General features: G+C 40.5%; 22 protein-coding genes and 1 pseudogene. 6 read left to right on the top strand and 17 right to left on the bottom strand.

What is annotated here, in order from left to right; genetic code table 11:
• Window positions 1-245: 245 nt before the first annotated feature.
• The 7 genes from DHX103_RS11175 to DHX103_RS11145 all read right to left on the bottom strand — a co-directional run bounded on the left by DHX103_RS11175 (window position 246) and on the right by DHX103_RS11145 (window position 8,409).
• Window positions 246-1,613: an LVIVD repeat-containing protein gene (locus DHX103_RS11175; RefSeq protein WP_422124759.1), complete on the bottom strand. Its 1,368-nt coding sequence runs from the start codon at window positions 1,611-1,613 to the stop codon at window positions 246-248.
• A 586-nt stretch (window positions 1,614-2,199) separates the two neighbouring features.
• The gene (locus DHX103_RS11170) at window positions 2,200-3,081 is read right to left on the bottom strand and encodes a glycine betaine ABC transporter substrate-binding protein (RefSeq protein ID WP_422122359.1); all 882 of its coding nucleotides are present in this window, start codon (window positions 3,079-3,081) and stop codon (window positions 2,200-2,202) included.
• A gap of 147 nt (window positions 3,082-3,228) precedes the next feature.
• Window positions 3,229-3,447, bottom strand: a complete 219-nt coding sequence (locus DHX103_RS11165) for a hypothetical protein (protein WP_422122358.1) — start codon at window positions 3,445-3,447, stop codon at window positions 3,229-3,231.
• Between the two features lie 225 nt (window positions 3,448-3,672).
• Window positions 3,673-5,187, bottom strand: coding sequence for a peptidase M3A and M3B thimet/oligopeptidase F (locus DHX103_RS11160; protein ID WP_422122357.1), 1,515 nt, complete (start codon window positions 5,185-5,187; stop codon window positions 3,673-3,675).
• Between the two features lie 372 nt (window positions 5,188-5,559).
• Window positions 5,560-6,690, bottom strand: coding sequence for a M20 family metallopeptidase (locus DHX103_RS11155; RefSeq protein WP_422122356.1), 1,131 nt, complete (start codon window positions 6,688-6,690; stop codon window positions 5,560-5,562).
• Between the two features lie 487 nt (window positions 6,691-7,177).
• On the bottom strand, window positions 7,178-7,399 hold the full coding sequence (locus tag DHX103_RS11150; RefSeq protein ID WP_422122355.1) for a hypothetical protein: 222 nt from the start codon (window positions 7,397-7,399) through the stop codon (window positions 7,178-7,180).
• 374 nt (window positions 7,400-7,773) lie between these two features.
• Window positions 7,774-8,409 (bottom strand): rhomboid family intramembrane serine protease, encoded by a 636-nt coding sequence (locus tag DHX103_RS11145; protein ID WP_422122354.1) that lies wholly within the window; start codon window positions 8,407-8,409, stop codon window positions 7,774-7,776.
• A 248-nt stretch (window positions 8,410-8,657) separates the two neighbouring features.
• Here DHX103_RS11145 and DHX103_RS11140 point away from each other — a divergent pair, with 248 nt between their 5' ends.
• Together DHX103_RS11140 and DHX103_RS11135 are read left to right on the top strand one after the other, a co-directional pair.
• Window positions 8,658-9,536, top strand: a complete 879-nt coding sequence (locus DHX103_RS11140; RefSeq protein ID WP_422122353.1) for a helix-turn-helix domain-containing protein — start codon at window positions 8,658-8,660, stop codon at window positions 9,534-9,536.
• Between the two features lie 295 nt (window positions 9,537-9,831).
• Window positions 9,832-10,392, top strand: coding sequence for a GNAT family N-acetyltransferase (locus DHX103_RS11135; RefSeq protein WP_422122352.1), 561 nt, complete (start codon window positions 9,832-9,834; stop codon window positions 10,390-10,392).
• Between the two features lie 213 nt (window positions 10,393-10,605).
• Here the strand turns inward: DHX103_RS11135 and DHX103_RS11130 are convergent, their stop codons facing one another.
• The 5 genes from DHX103_RS11130 to DHX103_RS11110 form a co-directional block, all read right to left on the bottom strand.
• Complete coding sequence (locus DHX103_RS11130; protein ID WP_422122351.1) at window positions 10,606-11,235, bottom strand: DUF4181 domain-containing protein; 630 nt, start codon at window positions 11,233-11,235, stop codon at window positions 10,606-10,608.
• Between the two features lie 420 nt (window positions 11,236-11,655).
• The gene (locus tag DHX103_RS11125) at window positions 11,656-12,342 is read right to left on the bottom strand and encodes a hypothetical protein (RefSeq protein WP_422122350.1); all 687 of its coding nucleotides are present in this window, start codon (window positions 12,340-12,342) and stop codon (window positions 11,656-11,658) included.
• Between the two features lie 120 nt (window positions 12,343-12,462).
• A complete protein-coding gene (locus DHX103_RS11120; RefSeq protein ID WP_422122349.1) occupies window positions 12,463-12,666 on the bottom strand; it encodes a hypothetical protein in 204 nt (67 codons plus the stop codon).
• Window positions 12,667-12,724: 58 nt separating this feature from the next.
• A complete protein-coding gene (locus tag DHX103_RS11115; protein ID WP_422122348.1) occupies window positions 12,725-13,627 on the bottom strand; it encodes an exonuclease domain-containing protein in 903 nt (300 codons plus the stop codon).
• Between the two features lie 591 nt (window positions 13,628-14,218).
• Window positions 14,219-14,545: a hypothetical protein gene (locus DHX103_RS11110; RefSeq protein ID WP_422122347.1), complete on the bottom strand. Its 327-nt coding sequence runs from the start codon at window positions 14,543-14,545 to the stop codon at window positions 14,219-14,221.
• A gap of 405 nt (window positions 14,546-14,950) precedes the next feature.
• On the opposite strand from DHX103_RS11110, the gene DHX103_RS11105 reads away from it, so the two are divergent.
• Window positions 14,951-15,838 (top strand): oxidoreductase, encoded by an 888-nt coding sequence (locus DHX103_RS11105; RefSeq protein ID WP_422122346.1) that lies wholly within the window; start codon window positions 14,951-14,953, stop codon window positions 15,836-15,838.
• Window positions 15,839-16,142: 304 nt separating this feature from the next.
• Complete coding sequence (locus DHX103_RS11100) at window positions 16,143-16,664, top strand: GNAT family N-acetyltransferase (RefSeq protein ID WP_422122345.1); 522 nt, start codon at window positions 16,143-16,145, stop codon at window positions 16,662-16,664.
• 114 nt (window positions 16,665-16,778) lie between these two features.
• Here DHX103_RS11100 and DHX103_RS11095 read toward each other — a convergent pair whose 3' ends face one another.
• Together DHX103_RS11095 and DHX103_RS11090 are read right to left on the bottom strand one after the other, a co-directional pair.
• Window positions 16,779-18,131: a PQQ-dependent sugar dehydrogenase gene (locus tag DHX103_RS11095; protein ID WP_422122344.1), complete on the bottom strand. Its 1,353-nt coding sequence runs from the start codon at window positions 18,129-18,131 to the stop codon at window positions 16,779-16,781.
• Window positions 18,132-18,742: 611 nt separating this feature from the next.
• On the bottom strand, window positions 18,743-19,033 hold the full coding sequence (locus tag DHX103_RS11090; RefSeq protein WP_422122343.1) for a hypothetical protein: 291 nt from the start codon (window positions 19,031-19,033) through the stop codon (window positions 18,743-18,745).
• Window positions 19,034-19,742: 709 nt separating this feature from the next.
• Between DHX103_RS11090 and DHX103_RS11085 the strand changes: the two genes are divergently transcribed.
• The gene (locus DHX103_RS11085) at window positions 19,743-20,807 is read left to right on the top strand and encodes a branched-chain amino acid aminotransferase (RefSeq protein ID WP_422124758.1); all 1,065 of its coding nucleotides are present in this window, start codon (window positions 19,743-19,745) and stop codon (window positions 20,805-20,807) included.
• A gap of 72 nt (window positions 20,808-20,879) precedes the next feature.
• Here DHX103_RS11085 and DHX103_RS11080 read toward each other — a convergent pair.
• The 3 genes and pseudogenes from DHX103_RS11080 to DHX103_RS11070 form a co-directional block, all read right to left on the bottom strand.
• Window positions 20,880-21,002 (bottom strand): annotated as a pseudogene (locus DHX103_RS11080) (IS3 family transposase); the annotation flags it as partial.
• A 106-nt stretch (window positions 21,003-21,108) separates the two neighbouring features.
• Window positions 21,109-22,389: an alpha/beta hydrolase gene (locus tag DHX103_RS11075; RefSeq protein ID WP_422122342.1), complete on the bottom strand. Its 1,281-nt coding sequence runs from the start codon at window positions 22,387-22,389 to the stop codon at window positions 21,109-21,111.
• 254 nt (window positions 22,390-22,643) lie between these two features.
• Window positions 22,644-23,219: a DUF2269 family protein gene (locus tag DHX103_RS11070; protein ID WP_422122341.1), complete on the bottom strand. Its 576-nt coding sequence runs from the start codon at window positions 23,217-23,219 to the stop codon at window positions 22,644-22,646.
• Between the two features lie 909 nt (window positions 23,220-24,128).
• Between DHX103_RS11070 and DHX103_RS11065 the strand changes: the two genes are divergently transcribed.
• On the top strand, window positions 24,129-24,431 hold the full coding sequence (locus DHX103_RS11065) for a hypothetical protein (RefSeq protein ID WP_422122340.1): 303 nt from the start codon (window positions 24,129-24,131) through the stop codon (window positions 24,429-24,431).
• Window positions 24,432-24,444 lie beyond the last annotated feature (13 nt).

The raw sequence follows: 24,444 nt of genomic DNA, 5'->3' as shown, positions 1-24,444 counted from the left end.
TTTTCGCTTTTCTTTCAAAATGTCATTAACTTCGCTTCCCAGGGAACCATTCAAAAAGAAAAAGCCACGCCCAAAATGCTGATGCAGCGGATGTGGCAATGTATACAATATAAATTGTAGTGTATAGTCAGATTCGTTCAGAAATGTTTTTTACACAGCGACGCGAATTCTAAACAGCATAAACCCGCATCTCTCAAATCCAAACGATTTGATAGGTGCGGGTTTATTATTTTCTTCATAAAAGCTTATTTATTCTGCTGTTTGGCGTTATTTTTTACAAGTACTTTCAAACCTTGGGCCATATCGGAAGCCAGCACGTAATTGCGGTCCACGAATACGCCCCAGACATCTGACTGGTCAGGTGCATATTGGCCGATCTGTTTCGGATTGGCCGGGTCGGTGATATCCACCGCATAGACGCCGCCCGCGTAATGGCTCAAGTAAAGCGTGTTGCCGTGCACTTTCGGATCGTGCACCGTATTGGCGAAAGTCGGGCCGTCTTCGACTTTTTCGGTCAAGTCCGTTTTAAACTCGCTCAATAAAACAGGATTCGCTTTATCCTTGATGTCAAAAATGCGCGTATAACCGTAAGATTCTTCGTATCCCGGGCGCACAGGCGAAGAGACTTCCCGTGTTTCAATCAGCACATTGCCGCCTTTTGCCAAAGCTGCCGAATGGGCGGAGCCCTGCTGATTCGAAGCATAGTCGGTGCTGCTCAAGTAGACCGGATTCTCAGGGTCTGTAATATCAAAGATGATCGTGCCGAGATCCCACATCGAGACATAGGCGTATTGCGCATTATTGTCGGTGATGACACTGTGATTGAACACGGGACGGGTTTTGCCATCCGGTGAATCCCAGTGATAACCGTTGAAGTCAGCCGATACTTCATCGAGGATGCGCGGATCGAATTCCCACAGTGTTTCCGGTTCTGCAGGATTGGAAACATCGACAATCGTAAAGTCTTTGTGTTCGCCGTTGCTGTAATAATCAGCGTATGGATTGGAAGTCAGCACAAGCGCTCTGTTGCCTTGCATCGTCAAATAAAGTTCGTGGGTTCCGCGCGTGTTTTCATACGTTTCCCAATAGCCGAGCTTTTCAGGATTGGCCGGATCGGTCACATCATATAGAAGGAATCCGCCGGACGTATCTTCCGCATTACGGTTCAGCTGCTGGACACTGACAACGGCCAGGTCACCTTTGAAGTCAGGAGTATTAACACTTTTTACGATGACTTTTTCCTGCCACGTATTTTCTACGTCATCATTTGCAAAGACCGCGACTTCCACCGGATTGGCGGGATCTTTCAAGTCAAAGACCCGGACGCCGCCGTTGCCGCCATTGGCGGTATGGGTGCCGACGTAGGCATAGCCTTTATGGGCGAAAACATCAGCTGTGTTGTTCTGGACGCCGTCAATTTCTTTTAACTGCGCAGCGCCAGCTTCCTTCAGGAATGAAAGATTCTTGGATCCTTCCACCTTCGCTTCGCTCAGATTCGCAATTTCTTCATTGGAAAACACTTCGCGCTCTCCTTTTGAAACACCCGAACTATCGAGTTCATCGTGCGCAAACGCGGAAGGCACCGCTGATAGCGCCAGTACTGCAGCAAGCATGATATGGGCAAAGGGTTTTTTGATCGTCAATATATTTCCTCCTTTTGGAAAATTAAATTTTATTTCTATTTTATTCTAGTAAACGAAAATCATTATGACAACTACGAAACACGAAATAATTTGAATATTTACAAAAATAAACCAAATGATACAGCCTGAATGCGGACTACTGAACTACAATGTGTTTTTCACATTGGTCCATTGGACGGTAAAAATATGCCGCTTCCCAGGGAGCGACATATTTCACGACCAATTTGCAGAGATGCACAAAAAAAAACCACCACCGACATGCTGATGCAGTCGGTGTGGTCATGTATAAAGTATAAATTGAAGTGTCGTGCCAAAATCGTTTAGAATTGTTTCTTTCCCTGCGACGCGATAATGAAGGAAATATCTAGGGCGAAATAGCGAAATTGAATTTCCAGCAGTTCCCAGATTCTCCCTGTGTCGCAAACATTTATGACTATTTAATTTTACTGGTAAAAATACTAAAGCCGTATCCGTTAACCCTTGAGGTTTCTGGATACGGCTTTTTCTCCATGCAATTGTAGTTAATAAACTGAATCCTTTTTACACAGGGGCGTGATTAATTAATCCATTCATTGATTAAATCTTGGTTTTCATCAATCCATTTTTGAGCTCCAGCTTGTTCTGAATCGGCTTCATTTAAATCTGCCATTAGACTTCCAAGCTGTGCATCGTTTAGCATGAAGTTATCAAACCATTCCACAACTTCTGGATGGTCATCTTCTAATCCTTGACGTGTCGCATATAAGATATTTTCCGAATCACCGTAAATATTGTTAGGTTCTTCAAGAATTTTTAGATCCATTTCTGCGAACACCCAGTGTGGCTTCCACAATGTTACGACAATAGGTTCTTCATTTTCTAAGCGATTTTTCAATTCGGCAATCATACTTGGCTCAGACGAAGGGATCAAATCATAATCGAGATTATATTCGGAAACAACTTCTTCCGTTAATCCCATAAGACTGGACCCAGGATCAATTCCTATAATTTCGGAATCGAATAGTTCCTGATTTGCTTTTAAATCCTCAATGCTGTTTATATCTTCCATATAAGAAGGAACAACAAGGGCTAAATCCGTTCCTTCATACCATGTCTCACGCCATTCAATTTCTTCTTCATACTTGTCAAAGAATGATTTGTCAGTATTCGGCAGCCAGATTTCCATACCGATGTCTAAGTCTCCACTGGATAACCCTTCATAAAGAATGGCTTTTTCCACCGGTTCCAGGGATACGTCATATCCTTTTTCCTCTAAAACAATCTTCCACATGTTTGATACTGCTACATTCTCTGCCCAATTGTTCATACCGATGGAAATGGATCCTTTTTCTTCTGTGCTTTCCTCTGCTGAACCGGATTCTTCGTCTCCGTTGCACGCCGTAAGTAATAACAGCGTTCCTAACGATAATGCGGGAAATAATTTGTTGAAATTTTTCATCAAAATCCTCCTAATATATTGTTGATAAGGGCTTACTAATAAAGAGAAGGTCAAGAGTTATAAGTCCCTTATCTCTTACTAAATAAATAAAATTATTATTCTACGCATTAACCGCTACTAAAATTTCTTTAGTTACGCTAATTAAAATCACTTTAAAATTTTTTCATCCAAGTCCTGTGGGCAGATGATATAAGGGCACTCACCACTAAGGCCCACCCCATATGCAACCATAAAGTAACGATTAAGGAAGAATTCATCAGGTATTTCCCAACTTTTTTCAGCATATTCTTTAAAGGTCATACCTGGTTTCAGTGCTTCCATCATGCGTATCATACCAGCTTCAGCTGTTCTAACAGAAATTTTCATCGCTTCAATTTCTTCTTTACACTTAATACTACCTGCATGTTCAATAGGTTCTTGACCTTATGATGTTCCCAAACCATATTGTAACATATTGTAATATAATTGTTTTGATAATATGAATATGCGTTTTTAGAGAATGTTAATGCTCAATTTTAATACGATTATTAAACCAAAAAAAATATCAAAGCCGTACCCGTTAACCCTTGAGGTTAATGGATACGGCGTTTTTTATTGGTCCAATAAATACTTCAGCGAGAAATCGCGGCCACTGATCCCTTTAAACAAATCATTGTATTTTAACGTGCCTGAAGGCTCAATCACTTCGCTCCGCAGAAATTGGCCGAACTGTTCCGGCATTTCTTCCATGGACCTTCCGTATTTTTCCTTGAAGACCTGCTCAAGCATCGCGCAGGTGACATCGCCCATAAAATAGTTGTGCAGATAGATGGGATGCGTCGTGAAATGGATCATGTAAGCCCATGGCGGCGCCTGGTCCAATGCGCCCTCACCTAACACAGCCAGCTGGTTCTCCCAGTATAAGTCGTGAATATCATCGAGTGAGGTGATATCGTTTTTATACAGGGTGTGGTCAAAGAAAATGCGGCTGATGCTCCGGAGCGAATTGAGCTTCTGGTATTCTTTCAGCCTGCGGAACTCCTCTCCAACCTTTTCCCCGTCTTTGAAGAACTTGCCGTAAAACGTAGGGCTGTAAAGGAAGCCCTGAAATAAATTCGCGATGCCTTCACTGATGATGCCGCTGACGCCCTCATTGAGGATCTTTTCTTCCGGGTCGAGCAGGAACGAATGCACGCCGTGGCCGGTTTCGTGCAGCAGCACACCGTATTCAAAGTATTTGTTTTTCACATTGGCGAGTATTCTGGAATCTTTGCCGGTTTCTACGGTGAAATTATAGCCCCATTCGGATTTATTGGCCCGCGGAAAAATATCGTACGTGATGTTCATGGCCGAAAGGTCAATGCCAAATGAACTGAACAGCTCCTGGATATTCGTGTAGTATTCCGACATATCGACCGTCTCGTTCAGGGAAGGCGCGATTTGGGACTGGATGTATTGCTCGTCCCAAGGCTGGATCTCGTCTTCGCCCAGAAATTCCTGCGCAAATTTCTTTCTGCCTTCTTTCATTTGCGGCAGGATTTCCTGAAGCTCCGACTGCCAGCTGTCGAAAAGGCCCCCATCCAGTTCATTCGCTTCCAGCATATAGGCCACGAAGTTCTCCGCTCCATATTGCTTGGCGTATTCCTTCCGTAACTGGATCAACTCAATAAAACCGTTGTCGACCATCAAGCCATTGATCTGGTTGCGGGCAAAATAAGCTTGTTTCCGCTTTTCACGGTTACTGTCGATGCTCAGCACTTGTGCCAATTCCACAGCCGACACTTCCTTGCCGTCCAATTGATAGCGGAAGCTGTTGAGGATTTTCAGCAGTTCGTTCGTCCTTTGCTGAATTTTCAAGTTCAGCGCGTTCAACTCATCCGTCAGGTGAAAAGGCTTAAAGCTGTTATGTACGATTTCCACTCGCCTTTTGTCCGTTGCGGACAGATCCTGTTCCATATAAGATTCGATCAAGCCGAAGTTTTCTTTATCTTTCATCATTTCCATGATCTTTTCATAAGCGCCTTCGATGCCAAAGTCATAGCCTGTCGTATACAGCGTCCAGTTTAATCGGCTGTATTCCGCTTTGCGCACGTCCAGTTCGTTTGCCAATTCTGTCAGTTTCTTCATAGTATTCTGAAATCCCCTTCCAAAAATAAGCACTGCCTTTTATTGGAATGAAGCAGCGTTCTTTTAACTATATACTTTTGGGGTATGTGAGGACAAGGAGGCATATTGCCAGATATATAATTCCGTTTCCAAGGGCGGCACAGTAGGACGACGAGCCGAAATGTTTCCAGCAATTTCCATATTTTCCCTGTGTCGAAAATAATTTCAACACATTTTATACCAATGGATAAAGTGTAAAAGCCACACCCTCGATGTTGATGCAGAAGGCATGGCAATGTAAAGAGTATAAATTGTAATACATTTTCAGAATCGTTTAGAATTTTTTTGAGACTGGGAAGCGATTTACTCAAAAAGAAATTGAATGCACTCTTTTTACTTCGATAATTTCCGCACAGTCTCCGCAACTAGATAACAACGCTCGGTAAGTGAGTCGAGCTCCAAATATTCCTTCACATTATGCAGTTCTCCGCCAACTGGACCGAGACCGTCGATGGTCGCGACACCTAGTGCGGACGGGAATGAAGCGTCTGAGCCGCCGCCGGCATGAACGTGAGTGACATCCAGTCCAAATGATTCACCTACGCTCTTCACCTGTTCGAGCAGCGCCCGGTTTTTTTCGTTGAATTCCATCGGTGGACGATTGATCCCACCTTCGAGACGAATGGTCGTCCCAGGCACGTCCGGTTCTGCAGAGATTGCCTCGATGCGTTCGTGAATTTCATAGCTCTGCTGTTCCGTATTAACACGGACATCAATGTAACCGGTCGCGCGGTCAGGAATCATATTGACGGCTTCGCCGCCTTCAATGATGCCGACGGAAACGGAAACGCCGTTTGCATGATCGGACAAGGCGTTTAGTTTAATGATTTTATGAGCTAATTCCTCAATTGCGCTGATGCCATCTTCCGGTGCGCCTCCGGAATGAGCTGCACGTCCTTGGACATGCATTTCGTAACGGCCTCCTCCGCGACGGGACGAAACGAGGGAACCGTCTTTTCGACCGGGCTCAATGACGAGTGCGTAATCGACTGGACGCGCGGTTTCTTCAATGAATTCACGCGATGTCGGTGAACCGATTTCCTCATCGCTGTTTAAGAGAACAATAACGTTGCGAAGGGCAGCCGGGTCGTGTTCTGCCAAATACTCCATAGCGTATAATAGAGTTACCTGGCTGCCTTTCATATCTGCAACTCCCGGTCCATAAGCACGACCGTCTTCCCTCCGGAAAGGGCGTTTCGCCGCTGTTCCTTTCGCGAACACTGTATCCATGTGACCGAGCAGAAGGATTTTCGGCTCTGTCGCATCCGGCTGGCGGAACAGAAGATGATTGCCATTCTGCTCGTTTTCAATCGTTTCCGCCACAAACCCCAACGCTTCGTAATGCCCCTTTAACATATCCCCGACACGGTCAATTCCTTCTTTATATGTAGAGCCGCTGTCGGTATTGACCAGCTGCTCGAGCAATTTGATCATTTCTTCTTGGCGCTGCTTCATCCATTCCATTGGTTCTGCCCCCATGTGTTTTAATTGTGAAAACCTTGAATGTGCCTCTTCCTTTTGCCATCAGTTCTCCTTGCTCACCCAGTACTTCTCCTTCAAGAATAACTCATTCCACTTCCCAGGGAAGCGATTTATCTATAAAGAACTTAACCGGTTTCTCACATCTTCGTTTCTTCGGCTTTTTTTAATCGTAGCGGTGTCCGATGAGGCTGGCAAGAAAAGAACTGTAGATTAAGGGTGCTGTAAATTAGTGTTCTTTTATCAATATGATAATGAAGGAAATGTCCAGGGCGAAACAGCTAAATTGAATTTCCAGCAGTTACCAGATTGTCCCTGTCACGAGCAATTATGAATATTTAACCTTCCAATTCAAAATACTGAAGCCGTATCCGTTAACCCTTGAGGCTACCGGATACGGCTTCTTCTGCTTTCAATTGTAGTTGATTAACTGAATTGGGTTTGACACAGGGAGGCGACACTTACAATATATTTAAGCAGCAATCGTTCTTTTCTTAACAAAATAAGCAATTGCCAACGCAAGGGGTGGAGCAAAAGGCATAAAAACGGTTAAATTAACACTGTAAAATAATAGCGCTATCAAAACAGTAGCACCGAAAAAAATTAACAAAAAAGATTTATTCCTAATGCCATAAAAAAACAATAATACCCCAGTAATTCCTAACGCTATAAGTAATAAAATTAACCAATCCATATTTTTAACCGCCTTTTCACTATTGTTGTTAAAAGCTTTTGATTGTTTCAATTTATTTTATAAGTTTATTTTACATTTTTCCCAAATAAAATCCAAATTTCCTTCAGGGAGTCATTTTTAGTTTGAAAGAAATTAACGGTTTCTTCGCAGGGAACGGCACAATTCCCAAACAATTTATACGGATGAATAAACAGAAGAAACCACACCTGACATGTTGATGCAGTCCGTGTGGTTATGTATGAAGTATAAATTGTAGTGTTTTGTCAAAATCGTTTAGAATTGTTTCTTTCCCAGGGATGCAATTTTTTTCTAAGAAACAAAGTGTTCACTATTAGATGCTTACCTAGGTAACAGCCTTTCACATCATCCATTTATTAATTGCTGGGCACAGTGTAAAATTGTTTGGTTTTCAAACCTTTTTTTAGTGAATATAAAATAAAGGCTAAAGAAAACCCACTGATTAAGCCTCCAATATGACCGGATACACTAATATTTGGCACAGTGAATGTCGAGATGATACCTATGAGAAGAATGAATAAGATAAGCTTCTTATCGTAAGAGGATAGTTTACTAGAATGTTTTATCAGGTAAAATGCGTATATTCCCATCAACCCATAACCAAAACCGGAAGATCCTGCTAATGGATAAGGTCCTTCATAAAAATAATATATGGTAATGCCCGCAGCAGTAGTTAAAAAGATAGAGATTACGAAAAATAACCTGCGACCGTAATATTTTTCAAGTGGATGGGCTAAAAATAAGAGGACAGGTATATTCAATAGTAAATGAAAAAGGCTCATGTGCCCAAAACCATAGGTGAATAATCTCCAAAGTTGCCCTTCTTCTATTAACTCTTTATCAAGTCCACCAAAATCAACAATACTCGTGCTGCTATAGCCCCCGTGCAAGAAAATAGTTGCAAGAGCAATTAATGCACATATAACAATGAATCCATTAGTAGTAGGATGCTTCAACAAAAACCTTTTAAGATCACTTTTAATAACGAACAATGAGTTCACCTCAATAAATTGTAATTAATCCCCAAACTCTGCTTCTCAGGGAGCGACACTGGATTTTTTAATTCGATTCTTAATACATCTTGAAAAGCACAACCCTAACCTACCCCAATAAACCAAATTTCAAGGATCGCAACGACTTTAGCTGTCATCATATGCACCTCTAAAAATAAATTTTAGGGTACAATATACGAAACTAATTAAAATATTCCTAAAAGACTGAAATATATAGGAGGTAGCAAATGAGCTATTACGGCTCTGTAGTTAGAAATATCCGAATAGATAAAGGTTATTCCCAGGACTATTTAAGTCACAGTGAAATGACACAAAGTGCCTATTCTAAGTTTGAATTACATAATCGGGAAATCCGATTTGGTGTACTTGAAAAGATAGTCGAAAAGTTAGAACTGTCTTTTGAAGAATTAGTTTTTATAAAAAACGGTTATAATTTCTCTGATCGGGATCGTATTGCAAATGACTTTTTTAATATGAGCTTCAATGATACAGAAACGTTGAATCGGATAGTATGGGACACAAAAGCCTTTTTGAAAAATGAGGAAGACTATTTAATTCGTGACATACATAGAATTTGTGAAGCTTTAGTTTCAGCAAATAAAACCAATAGTTTTAACGAGGCCACAACCATTGTCTTACCTATTTGGGATAGGTTATCCAAACGAAATAGTTTATATGTAACCGATATATTATTACTAAACTCAATACTTTTTATTTTTCCCATTGCAGATGTATTGGAAATACAAAAGTTTATTTTCAGAAGTATTGATCGATATAATAATTTCCGTAATATTGAACGAATTAAGATTAATATTCTACTTAATTCGACTTTACTGCTGATAAAAGATGGGCAAATATCTGATGCATTATCCGGCTTGAATGAATTAATTGTTCTTTGTAAAAAGCATTCTACTTATTTACAACTTGCTGTGACATATGTACGTAAAGGGATCTGTTTGAATTTATTGAATCAAGAGGGTGATACATGGATCGATAAGGGAAAAAATATATTACTGGCGTTAGAACAGAACAACCTATTAATCGAAATTGAAAAAGAAATAGAGCGTTCTAAATTAGAAATAAAAAAGCCCCACCCGCATTGTTGATTTCCCTCACTGGATTCCGCTCCCCAGTGAACGGCATAATTAAGAGCAAGGCGTTGTAAATTTCTTCCCAGGGAACCGCACAATTCCCAAACAATTTATACGGATGAATAAACAGAAAAAACCACCTCTGACATGTTAATGCAGTCGGTGTGGTTATGTATAAAGTATAAATTGTCGTGTATTGTCAAAATCGTTTAGAATTGTTTCTTTCCCTGGGACGCGATTCTTACGGACTTTTTTTGCAACTTGCTTGAGCTGTGAAGGGAAAAAAACGAATGAAGGGCGTGTAAAGTGAATGGTCTATCTAGGTGATAAACCACTACTAACAGGAGAAATAGTTATTCTTAGACCGTTTAAGGATGAGGACTTTCCTTTTATAGTGGAATGTTTAAAGGACCCCGAAGTCTTAAAGTTAACAGGAAGCAATTCGGATTTTGATCGAGAAGAAACGCTCAATTGGTACAATACAAGAAATAAACAAACTGATCGTTTGGATCTTGCTATTGTTGACCCATCCAAGGACTTCTTAGTAGGAGAAGTGGTGCTCAATGCATATGATGAAAAAAATCATAGTATGAATTTCAGGATTCTCATTGGACCGAGGGGAAGAAATCAAGGATTGGGAACAGAAGCGACTCGACTGATCATTGATTATGTATTTGAAAATACAACACTCAACCAACTAACTTTAAGCGTTTTTGACTTTAATCCAAGAGCCAGGCATGTATATGAAAAGGTTGGCTTTATACTATCGGGCATTGATAAAAACGACATGGAGTTCGAAGGCAGCTGGATTGACTCTATTAATATGAAGTTAACAAGAGAGAATTGGCTCAACAGACGAAAAATTAACTAAGCTTCCCAGGGAACTGCACAATTCATTTATTCATCCGATACTGCATTTTATATATACTTGATGCGGCTCGATGATGATCTGTCGCTCGTTATGCAGTCGGTTGTGGGCTTGAATTTCCTTTCCAGCGGTCCCCAGATTCTCCCTGTGTCGCAAACATTTATGCTTAAAAATAAAAATTTACTTATGCTTCCCAGGGAATGACACAATAAGGGATCACTCCACAATCACTTCCGAAGCAAGCTTATAAGGGAAATCTGAAGGTAAATCGAATGGCATCACCCGGACAAGAGTTCCTTCCTTCAGATCATCAAAACCAAGAACCTTCCCCTTGAACTGCGTATGATCCGTCATGTGGACTTCATGGATGGTCGGTCCGGTCTCGAAATTGAACGAAGTCACTTCCACCATGAAACTCGTATCCGTCTTTTCGGTCACCACTCCCTCAAATCCGCCGAAAAAGAAGAAGCTGAATTGGATGACGAACACAATCGCTGCCACAAAAACAGTCATCTGAGTCAGTGTGAGAATGGACTGCTTCGGGTTTTCAGATGCTCGCCATTCGAAGAACGCCCTAACCAAATCATCCACCATAATAAATCCAATAACCGCAACCAAATAATACGACGGCGGGTGTTCATCCAAAGCTACAAAATAAAGGAGCACCAGGCCCGCAATCAACGTGCCCAACCTCACAAACCAGTCGACCTTCCGGTGCAGTTTATTGATGTGGTTATAGGAAAAAAACTCTCTCTTGCTCGGTTCAATGTTAAACAGTTTTCGAATCGTAAACTTCAAAATGGAATTTATTACGAATACAATCAAAAAGAAAAATAATAGGTTCATAAATGGCATCCTGCCTCGCCTCCAAGCGGATAAAGCTTTAAGTGCTTTGTATGAAATGTATTTGTCAGAAAGCAGGAAAAATCCCGAATTATTCTAGCGGTTACAAAAGCTCATCCATAAAGTAATTTTATTAATAGAAAAATAAGTTTTAAATATTATTGTTCCTCTTTTCTCTTTAATATTTCTTTATATTTTCTGGAATAAAGTTTATGAATATCATACTCATTAATACCGCTTCCCAAGGAACGACACAATTTCCGAACAACTTATACGGATGAATAAATAGTAAACACCACAACCAAAATATTGATGGATCCGGGGCGGCTATGTACAAAGTATAAATTGTTGTGTATTGTCAAAATCGTTTAGAATTATTTCTTTCCCTAGGACGCGATATATCAATCGTGGTTGTATTGTTCATCAATCAAAAAAGTAACGAACTACATTAGTGGAGCTTTTCTTACTAGCCGTTTGATATATAACTTCCTGTCGATACGAAGAAACACTATACATGGCATCACATACTGTAGGTAGCCTATCTTTGAAATTCATCTGCCGGTGAATATCTCCTGACTTTAAATCAACAAATTCAGCACCAGCCGCTTTTTCTTGCTCCAGCTTTTCGATAATAAAATCCCTAACCGATTCTACTATTGTTCCTTTTCTCTTCATTCGCTGAAGCTTAGAATTGTTTTCAGATCCTCTATTAGTCACGTCCGAAATTCTGGCTTTTATGCTATTAACTTTAATCGAATTATCCTCTATTGCTTTTTTATCCTTCTCCATCCCTTTTGTGAAGAAATACATATCTACAAGTTTCATCGGAGGATAAGCAATCTCTTTCGAAATCGCATCAGCAACTTCGTTGAATTGACTCTTGTTTTCTTCGTAAAACACAATGAGCTGTTCCAATGATTTACTATTTAAAACAGCTGAAATGCCGGCCTCTTTAACAGCTGCTTTGAAGTACCGGTCATACGCAGGTACATTGCCGTAAACTCCTAAAAGTATTTTTGAGATAAGAGTATCAGTGATTTCCACAGATTTTTTTATGCCGTTGATTTCTGTGACAGATTCACGGTAAATCTTCGAGGTTTCTTTTATCAATTCTTCGACCAGCGGTACGTATTCTTCTTTCTCGATATGTTCATCAGTAAAAAATACCCAATACTTCGGATTAGCTACTACAGACTTTATGAAATAGCTATGGACCTTGTAGTCTTTCTGCTAGAGAAATGACCCGCCCCTCAACATTCCCCAACTTGCCAAATAGAATGCTAAATGCAAGCTGGCATGGTCACTGATTTTCTCATCATCCAAGTGTTTATGATTCTCTCTAAAGAATAAATAGTTATGTTCCCATGACTTATAACGATGATGCGGATCATTCGCTAATAACTGAAAGTACTTTAATGTTGTATCTTGAATCATGTCTCTTCCCCCTGTTTCTCTCTTAAACTCCGAAATTATCTTTTACTATCCAAAACGATTAAATCATTCTGACAAACTCATTTTCGCTAATAATTTCAATTCTTTGGCCCTTTATTAAAAGCGTCTCAACTTTGACTATTTTAGAACTTTTAAAGCCCTCTGAAAAACGAGTCAGGTCATAATCACCAATAACTAAATAGGATGTATTTTTATTAACACTATTCGAACAGGCGCCGCCCCGATCAACAACTTTTTGCGCCGCTTCTTTACGGACCATAGAGTTGAGCGTTCCAGTAAAAACAATACTGGCTTCGTAAAAAGGATGCTCTGTATCAAATTCCTCATTTGAAGTGCTAAGCAAAGACAAATCGCTTCTCGTCTTTTGATTCCCTGAAGCGATATAGGATTCACCGTCATGTTTACCCAACCTCATATTGAATTTCTTCGTTAACTCATTAAGATCATGGCTATCGGATGCCTCCAAAGCTCTACTGATGACTTCACTGCAAGCATATGCATCTTCCAATGCATCATGATGTATAAACTCGATTCCCAGATACTTCGCTAATGTAGTTAGTTTATAATTTATCAACTCTGGCCAAATCTTTTGAGATATCTGGTATGAGCAGGCATATTGAAAAGTCGGATATGGTTCTTCGATGGCATTTAATGAATGACGCAAAACACTCATATCAAAACTGCTGAAATGGGCAACTATCAACTCATTTTCAATATGGTGCTTTAAAATTGGCCAGTACTCTTTAAAAGTTGGAGCATCCCCTACCATCTCCTCATCAATTCCATGAATCATGATATTGTAAGAATCAAAAGGTTGCTCAGGGTTAATATAAGTATGAATTTGTTCAACTACTTCCCTATCCTTTACTTTAACTAATCCAATGGAACAAATACTGTCTCTCCGATTATTTGCGGTTTCGAAGTCTATTGCTATGAAGTCCATATGCATATTCCTTTCCCACAAAATTTTAATCAATAAAGTAAGTTATATATTATCTTCGCAAAATAGAATCTCGTTGGTAATATTATCCTATACTTAGTTATAAAAACCTACTAAAATTTATCAGAAAATTAAATCTTTACACGTCTATTATTTGAAGGATTTTTGATTAAAAGTAGAATGTGCAGAAAAAACCCTTCTTAGATTTATTTATCTAAGAAGGGTTTTGCGAAATTTCGCTTTTCTATGAACGAAGTAATGAATACTTTAACTTGTTTCTCTCTACTATAATTTAAATTCTCTTTTAAATTTCTTCCCAGGGAACGGCACAATTCCCAAACAATTTATACGGATGAATAAACAGAAAAAACCACACCTGACATGTTGATGCAGTCCGTGTGGTTATGTATAAAGTATAAATTGTAGTGTATTGTCAAAATCGTTTAGAATTGTTTCTTTCCCTGGGAAGCGATTCTTTACAAGTCTCGACACTACAGAAAAAAGTAATCTCAAATCTCGGATGGGAAGACTAACACTTATATATCTAAACAAAAAGAACCTTGAGAGTGTCAAGATTCTTTTTACAAATATATATCAAGCATTTAATTTATATTGCTCTGCCTTACTATACATACCGTTCTCAGCTGTTACGTCATTCAAATCCGCAATAACAACCTTAGGGGCTGTAGGGCCAACTATTGTAGAAATATAACTGACTTTAAATGTATAAGTAGCTTTTATGCGGAAGTTTCGATATTCAGGCGAATTTTTAGTAGTCGTCCAATAAAGAACATTGCCATCTCTATCCACTAAAGCGACTACTCGATGTTCGTCGTTTTTATAGCACGACAAAAACTCAAGATCCCTAGTATATTTTTTTCCTTTTTCAAATCCGTTCACTTCTTTGATTGCAAGCACCATCGAAATACACCTCATTCCATAGTGATATGCATTTAATATAACAGAACTTACGTTCGATTACCAGTCAAAATCTTAAAAATTTGAATATTTAGTTATTATATTGGCCAAAGGGATAATTTAAAATAGTTTCTTTCTACGAAAGGCAATTTCTCCAGCGTTAAAACCACCCTTGCGCAAGCCATTCGAAAAGTGCATATTTTTAATAGTCGAGAAAATTATTAGGAGTTCGGTATATATGGAAAACCACGCAACAGCACTCACCAAAATTACACCTCAGCACAATATCGCTCCCCAGGGAACGGCACAATTAAGAGCAAGGTGTTTGAGCCTTGACACTGAACTAATTAATCTGCAGACTTTTTACAAAGTAAGATAAAAGAATCTATCATACCAGGAGCTGATTTTGTGGAACAACATACATTGACAGGAAAAATAGCCATAATTACGGGGGCGAACAGCGGACTGGGACTTGAAACAGCTAAAATCTTCGCCCGACAAGGTGCACAGGTCATCTTGGCTGTCCGTGATATCGAAAAAGGAAATACAGCTAAACAAGAAATTGCTGAAGAATCTCCTCAGGCAGCTGTTGAAGTCATGAAACTCGATTTGTCCGATTTGGATAGTGTACGGGCTTTTGCAGAAAATGTTATCAGCCGATTTGATTCCCTCGATTTGCTGATCAACAATGCCGGCGTTATGACGCCTCCTTATGCGAAGACGAATGACGGCTTTGAACTGCAGTTTGGCAGCAACCACCTCGGGCATTTTGCCTTGACTGGCCTGCTCTTGCCTCTGCTTATGCATACAGAGAATTCACGCGTGGTAACACTCAGCAGTCTTGCCCACCGAAAAGCCTCCATTTATTTTGATAACCTGGACGGCTCAAACGGCTATAAAGGGATGAAATTTTATGGCCAAAGCAAACTCGCTAATTTAATGTTTGCGACAGAGCTCGATAAGCGACTGAAGCAACATGGCTTATCGACGCTTAGCATTGCTTGCCATCCCGGGATTTCTGCGACCAATCTTTTTAAGTTCGCGCCCCGAATATTCAGAGGGCTCATGAACCGCTATCTCCAGCCTGCCACAATGGGGGCACTTCCGACAGTCTATGCCGCAACTGACCCTGGCATAAAAGGTGGCGAATATATCGGGCCGGATGGCAAGGGCCAACGGAAAGGCTATCCGGTTTTAGAGGAACCTGATCCGGCAGTGAATGATGAGGGCATCCGCACGAAACTCTGGGAAGTTTCAGAGAAGCTGTCCGGCGTAACTTTTAATTTCAGCAAATAACAGTTTTCATATCGTTTCCCAGGGAACTGCACAATTATGCATTGGATGAGGACAAGAAGGATATTGCCAGATAAAACTACGAAAGCCGCATCCATTAACCCTTAAGGTTCCTGGATACGGCTTTTTCTACGTACAATTGTAGTTAAGAATCTAAATTGGATTTGACACAGGACTTCTTCGTTATTCAACAACCGATGTATTTTATAAAACAAGGGTTAGAAATTATAGAGGAAAAAGAGTAAACAAAAGAGAATATTATTTGTAGACTTTATTTTTATAATTGAGAAATTAGAGGAGATAAAAGATGATTGAGTTACGAAAAATAGACGCGGATAACATGGATGCAGTAATAGCGCTTGATGTTGAAGAACACCAGAAAGATTTTATACTAACCAACAATCTCAGATGCATTGCAGATGCTTATGTGTTGAATGAAAACGGCGATCCAACTATTCCTTTGGCCATTTATGCTGATGGAGTTGTGGTAGGGTTTTTGATGTTTTCCTATGATATATTGAATCATGAATCATTTGAGAATGAAGTTTTTTATAGAAAGATGTGCTATTTTGTCCATCATTTTATGATTGACCAGCGTTATCAGGGGAATCGTTACGGCAAGCTTGCCTTTGAAAAAATGTTAATGGATATTGAAGTTATGCCTTATGGAGAAGCCGAATATGCAGCACTCTTTTATCATACAAGTAATCTCACAGCAAAAACATTGTATGCTTCATTTGGTTTTTTAGAAACAGACATTGTCCAGGACAATTCGATACTGGCAATTAGAAATCTGGACGGGAAAATAATAGTGGACGCAGTAGAATAGAATATAAAATAAGAAAGCCGTATCCATCAACCCTTACGGTTAACAGATACGGCTTATTCTTAGTGCATTGCAGTTATCAAACTGCATCCTTTTTGACACAGTAGCGCTTTTTATTTACTCCGCTGCAGTAATTCTATAAACCGAACCACCATCAGTGCTTGCAACAAGCGCGCCATCTTCAGTTACAAGAATATCACGGAAACGTTCGCCTTTATCACTTAACAGACGTTCTTCTCCAACGATCATGTCATCTTCAATGATGACACGTGCAATGTAGCTCGACACTAAACCACCGATGAACAGGTTGTTCTCCCATTCAGAAATTGCGTCGTTGTCATAGAATGACATACCACTTGGTGCACTTGTTGGATCCCAATAATATCTTGGTTCAATAAAGCCTTGCGCTTCGTGTTCTGAAATACCATCATTGATCAATTCTCCAGAGTACTCGATACCATAAGAAACTGTTGGCCAACCATAGTTATTAGCTGGTTCAATAATATTCAGTTCATCGCCAGCTTGTGGACCGAATTCAACGATCCATAGGTCTCCTGTTGCAGGGTTGAAGTCTATACCTTGAATGTTACGGTGACCGTAGCTGTAAATGCCATCCAGTGCGTCTTCATCGTCGACAAATGGATTCGACTCTACTGGCTCTCCATCTTGTGTAATGTGAATAACTTTACCCAAGTAAGCATCCAAGTCTTGTGCACGTTCGCGAATTGGGTCATCCGAACGCTCACCAGTTGTTAAGAACAGGTTGCCCTCTTCGTCAAAGATAATGCGTCCACCATAGTGCAAGTCACCCTCATATGCTGGTGTCGCTTGGAAGATTGTTTCAAAATTTTCCAGTGACGTTTCATCTTCTGATAAAACACCTTTACCGACAGCAGTTAAAGTACCCTCATCGGCATCTTCAGAATACGTCAGGAATACCATTCTTGATTCGTCAAAATCAGGTGCAATGGTTACATCCAGCAAACCACCCTGACCTTCGTTATTCACTTCTGGTGTACCTGCGATTGGTTCTGAAACAGAGCCATCTTCAAGGTTGATGATCAGAAGTTCCGCTTCATCTCTTTGCGTAACAAGTAAGCGGTTTGGTTCAAACTCTTCCATCCCCCATAACACGCCAAGACCTTCAACAACAACTTCGTCATTAAGTTCAGTTTCAGTCTCTACTGCTGGTGCTCTTGTTTGTTCCGGAAATGCCGGTTCAAACTCAGTAACTTTTGGTTCAGATTCTGCACTTCCATCAGAGGCTTCTTCAGCGCCCTCTTCAGCGTCATCTTCAGTGCCTTCTTCAACACCTTCTTCTGATTCAGCATCATCTTCAGCAGGTTCTTCTGTTGTGTCATCCGCTGGTTCTGGATCTGAAGTTTCATCATCGCCACCACATGCTGCCAAAGCCAAAATAAAGATCAGCATCATTAATAACAGTAACCTTGACCACGAAGCTTTCGTCATCGTTTTTCCTCCCCTTTTCTAATATCTTTAACTGAATATATGTTAAAGTTCAGCCCCCTAAAACCCAGCATCAAAAATTAAGTCAGGAATTTCATATCAAAACTAAAAATATGAAACGCCTTTGAAAATAAAGTACCCGGATTTTCTGAAAACAAAACAGTATTATTACTTTTTTATGACATTTACTAAATTATTGTGACAATAGCTTGTAAAAAGACAACAACCGGAGTTGCCGCCTGTTGTGATGTATTCAGCCTGTCTTTGTCTCGCATCCCCTACCCGGCGTAATGCTTCGCCGATGTTACGTACATACAGACCCTCAATGCTGCCGGCAGCCCCACCCACCATCTGTGTTGCAGCGCATGAGTTTGGGTCGCATAAGACTTTATTAATTTTGTTATTATAGCTCCACTAGCATCTTCACTTAAAGCAGCAGTATAGTGAAAAAATTTAAAACTGATTCTTTACCTGAGCGAGTAAAAAATCGAACAAAAAAGCCACGAATCCCTTCGCAGCTTTTAATGGAGTCGATCTATCTAGCTTAAATTGACAAACGGAAAAATAAAAAAACGCGCTTTGGATTTATGCACCCAAATCGCGAGTTTTGATAATCAGTTCCCCATCATCTCTTTAAAGTTCTTGCTATGAGATGAACCACCAGTACCATGCATTTTTTTGTAAAGTACCCGTAATTGGCTGTTGTTTAAATCTGGATGCATTTTCTTCATGAATGGTTTCATCTGGCCGAAATTCATGGGGCCAGTACCCATCATTTCATGCATCTGTTCCATAGTCATGCCTTCATGCTGCATAGCGGTTTCTGCATCTTGTGCAGATGCTGATGTTCCGCCTCCTACAATCAAGACTGCTGCTAATACGCCACTAATTATCGTCTTTTTCATTACGCTCTCTCCTTTTATAAAAGTCTTTTTTGGGCTATTTCCATTGCGTCTGTGCCGGAGTCTTTCTGCGAACTATTAAAAACGTTGTTGTTGTTCTTCATAAAGTAGTGAATGGCGAAGCCGATAAGTACAACTAACCCTGTTATCAACCAACTTCCTCCGCCCATTCCCTACCCTGGTCCCAGCATTTCTTTCTACCTCCTTTCTGTTGAGCTCTTGTATATTTCTGCACTTTAAATGTACTCTCTATACATGCAGAATGTGTGGAGTCATGTTAAATTTCCAAAAGAAATGATGCCGCACTGAACTCAATTTATGTGGTGGCTACGCGTTCCTATTCAGCCATGACAAAAAGTGTGCCAGATCCCGAAGATCGGATTTTTTAAATTCGCTTCCCTGGGAACCATACAATTCCAAAACAATTTATGTTAATGAATAAAATAAAAAAAAAACCACAACCGACATGTTAATGCAGTCGGTGTGGCTAAGCATAGAGTATAAATTGTAATGTATTGTCAAAAAAGTGTAGAGTTGTTTCTTTCCAAAGGACGCGATTTCAAGCCACCACTTGCAGAAAATTCCCAAAGCCTTTGTTCGTAACTTTAAAAAATTCAATAAATACTATTATAAAAGATGGAAATGTTGTATGATTACCCTCATCTCTACATTCTAATCACTTGATTTAAAAGGGGTCCTGAGCTTGAAAATGATGGAACTAAAAATAACTCAAAATACGAATCCGAAAGATAAACCGACAAAGGACCCAATTCCATTTGGGACAATTTTTACAGATCATATGTTTACAATGGATTACGAAGAAGGAAAAGGGTGGCATGAACCGAAGATTGAACCATACGCCCCGATCACCCTTGATCCGGCCGCGATGATTTTTCATTATGGCCAGACAGTTTTTGAGGGGTTGAAAGCTTACCGCACAGAAGACAATCGGGTGTTATTGTTTCGACCGGAAAAGAACTTGGAGCGTATAAACCTTTCAAGCGAGCGCTTGAGCATTCCGCCAATTGATGAAGAAGTCGTGCTTGCGCATTTAACAAAATTGATCGAGCTTGAAAAAGATTGGGTGCCTTCGACAAAAGGAACGTCTTTATATATTCGTCCGTTCATCATTGCAACTGAAGCGAACCTTTCAGTAGCACCATCGAAAAGTTATAAATTCATGGTAATCTTGTCTCCAGTAGGCCCTTATTTCCCAGGTGGTCTGAAACCTGTAACGATTCACGTGGAAGACCAGTTTACCCGTGCAGTTAAAGGCGGTACTGGGATGGCTAAAACGGCAGGAAATTATTCATCTGGCTATCAGGCGCAGACAAATGCTAAAAAGACAGGCAACGCGGATGTTTTATGGCTGGATGGCGTCGAGAAGAAGTACATTGAAGAAGTGGGCAGCATGAATATTTTCTTTAAAATCGATGGAGAAGTAATGACCCCGGAATTGAATGGCAGCATTTTAAAAGGAATCACTCGGACATCCATCATAGAGTTGCTTGGAACGTGGGACATCCCGGTTACAGAAAAGAAAATTTCTGTCCAAGAATTATATCGTGCCTATGAAGAAGGAAAAGTCGAAGAAATTTTCGGTACTGGAACAGCAGCCGTTATTTCACCAGTCGGCGAATTAAACTGGTTAGGCCGTAATTTACTCGTTAATAACGGTGAGATCGGGGAGTTATCCCAAAAATTATACGATACGATTACAGGAATACAGACAGGAAAGCTAGAAGATACGATGGACTGGACTGTAGTAGTAAAATAAAAGACCAATTAACCCCCGGAACTTTTGAACTGAGCCCCATTTTATGGACAGTTTAATAAAAGCACCCTGCAGTTAGACTGCGATCAGATGACTTCGGTATTGTGCCGGAGTCATCTTTTTTAGATTCCATTGCTTGCGCGTTCCGTTGTAATACTCCATGTAATCATCCACCACCCCTATCAATTCATTTAGGCTGCTTTTTAAATTTCTTCCAGGGAACGGCACAATTCGCAAACAATTTATACGGATGAATAAAAAGAAAAAGCCGCGAATCCCTTCGCAGCTTTTTACGTATATTATTTCACTCCAAAAACCCAACAATCCCTTCCATCAACCCATCCGCCAACGGTAGATCAGGATCGCTGTATGCCGCCTCGTTCTCGGCTTCATCCTCAACAGTCTTCAGCACATGATTCATATCCTCAATAATCAGCAGTTCCGATTCCGGATACGCCGCATGCAATTTTTCCGCATCGGATACCGGCACCTGTGAATCGGCTGTTCCACCAATAATCAGAACCGGAATCTCCAGTGCCGCCACTTCTTCCTGCGGATCATACGCCAGCCAGGAAATCATATAGGGCTGGACCGACGGACGGAATAGACTTTGCAATTCGGGGCTGACCGTTGCCACCTGCTCGCCTTCTTTCAATTCGCCGATGATTTGCTGGGCTTCATTCATGAGATCTTCCGGAAGTTGTGCAGCCAGCTGCTCCATGAGCACTTCATCAATGGGGCGTCCCGCTCCCGCCATGGAGATAAACGAATCGGCTGAAGCTCGCTCTGCCGCCACCATGCCGATCAGCGAACCTTCACTGTGTCCGATGATCCCGACTTCATTGAATGAGTCATCCGATTTCAAATGCTCCACCCAGGCGGCCGCATCATTGATATAATCATCAAAACGCAGATCCGCCTCACTGCCGGCCAGTGCCTGGTTCACCCCGATACCGCGCTTATCGTAGCGGATACTGGCAATGCCATTCGCCGCCAACTCTGCTGCCACCATTTTCAAACTGTCGTTTTTGCCGGGAAGCATCAGTGAGTTGCCATCGCGGTCTGTCGGTCCTGAACCGGCTAAAATCAGCATGGCCGGAAATGGTCCTTCCCCTTCAGGCATTTCAACTTCCGCTTTCATCGTGCCTCCTGCAACTTCAATTTCAATAAAATCTTCTTCCTCAACCGTTTCATCCGCTGTCCCCGGTGTTAACTCGAAAGGAAAGGTCTGGCCTTGCTGTGTAAAATTACCGGAAATTTTTCCGTCTTCCAGTTTTCCGTTGAAGACAAGCCGTTGTCCCTGAAGATTCAGATCGAAAATCAACTCCGGGTCATTGAATTCCACTGTCGAAAAGGGATAATTGCTTAGCCCCTGCAGCGGAATACTCAATGTGCCGCCATCTTCTTCAAACTCCACAATGATCGGCAGCGGCTGATTGGGTACCTGAATTGAACCTTCCCATGTCCCTGTAATTTCCTCCATCGAACTCGCCTCCTCGTTTGCTGTGTCTTCAGTATCATTACTGCAGGCCGCCAATAAAACCAGTAGTGCCAGTAAACTTGCTATCCATATGGTCTTGTTCACTGCATCTCCTCCCGCAACTTTTCGATTCTTTCTATTAAAATAACATGAAATGTCCAGGGTGAAACAGTGGGAGTGAATTTCCAGCAGCTCCCTATGTTTTCCCAGTGCCGCAAACAGTTATGAATATTTAATTCTGCTGATAAAATACGAAAGCCGTATCCGTTAACCCTTTAGGTTATTGGATACGGCTTTATCTGATGCAATTGCAGCTATTGAACTGCATTGAATCTGACACATGGACGTCTTTTATTCATTCATCTAAATGAAACAGTATCTGTAGAAGTCTCCGGTCTGGTTTTCTCAAGTAAATAATGTGCCAGGCCGAAGCCAGCTGCTACAGAAAGCGCCATCGTAATCAGTGAACCCGGTAAAGCGAGCTTGACCACCATCAGGAAAAGGATCCCGACAGCCAGCATGGCCATGACAAAAACTGAATTCCACAGCACACGGTCTCGCACTTTGTTCAACAGGCTACTCGAAGGTACGGCATCCGCTTCCGCTTCTGCAGCGGCCAGAATCCCTTTGAGTCGCCGCAGATTGATGACAGGGCCCAAATAGCTGGCGCCAAGAAGCGTGACCAATGACACGTTGATCCAGGCCGTTCCCCAGCCCCAAGCGGAAATGGTGAGATACAAACCAGGCACGAAAATCAACACTGAACTCACCGGAAACAGTCCATCAACCTTTACAGCAATACCCGACCATCGCTTGATGTTTTCCGTGTCTTTTGAATGCAGCATGGAAACCATCGATAAAGCAAGAATCGCCAATGCCATAAAAATGATGACTGCACCTACGATATGGAGAAACAACACAACATTGTAAAGCATGGCCTGTTTCCTCTTCTCCAGTTAAGTCATCAGTAATATGCTTTCGTTTCTTATGACAGCGGGTATTCCAACAGCAAAACTTCACGTCATTTTCTGTTTTACGATGCGCTCCCCTCCCGTTTGATAGTCTGTTCCAGCACATAAAGCCTTTAGGTACAGTTATTTTCGTAAATATTATACGCCTTTCCAATAGGAAAATCCATAACTTTTCTGAGTTTTCAGAGAAAAAGAAAAAGCCACATCCGAGTTGCTGATGCAGCGGGTGTGGCAAAGTATAGATTATAGGATATAGATATCGTTTCCCTGGGAGCAACATAATTCCCAAACAACTTATACGGATGAATAGAAAGAAAAAACAACATGTGAAACGTTGATGCAGCAAGCTAGTTTATGTATGAAGTATAAATTGTAGTGTATTGTCAAAATCGTTTAGAATTGTTTCTTTCCCTGGGAGGCGATTCTCAATTGCTACGTCTTCACTTTCTCCATTGCAGGCCGCCAATAAAAGCAAAATCGTTATTAAATTCCTATCCATAAGGTCTTATTCATTGCATCGCCTCCCGCATTTTTCGATTCTAACTATAAAATAACATGAGATGTCCATGGTGAAACAACAGAACTGAATTTCCATCATTATCCATATTCTTTTTGTATCGCAAACATTTATGTATATTTAGTTTTACTGGGAAAAATACTAAAGTCATATCCGTTAACCCTTGAGGTTCCTGGATACTGCTTTTTCTACATGCAATTGTAGTTAATAAAATGAATTTCATTTAACACAGGGAGGAAGTTTTTAATAAAAAAATGATTTACACTTAATAATAGACTTATAGTTCTCTGAAAATTATAGATTTAACTTCTATTTAATGGTTATATAGAGATATAAGAAAATAGTAGTGTATTATTATGCCATGTAAATTAGATAAAGTTATTTCAGAAGTTGATATTATGGGGATTTATAATATAAAGAGTGCAGCACTTCATTTAGAAAAAGGACTTATTGAGGCAGTAAAATGTGAAGAATTAAATATCAAATGTATTTGTAAATCTTCTATTCAAATGAATGAAGCTATTATTGCTGAAGTAGCTGATAAGTTACTTAAAAATTTTAAATCAACTAAAACTAATAGTGTTAAAGTTAATGAACAAAGCGATGAAGAACGAACCTACATAGAAATATATAGATTAGTCCGCCTAATAAAAGAATAAGTATCAATTTATT

This window comes from Planococcus daihaiensis (genome assembly GCF_049262615.1).
Taxonomy (GTDB): Bacteria; Bacillota; Bacilli; order Bacillales_A; family Planococcaceae; genus Planococcus.
The sequence above is the reverse complement of the archived record's forward strand: the minus strand, read 5'-3'. Positions and strand labels throughout refer to the sequence as shown.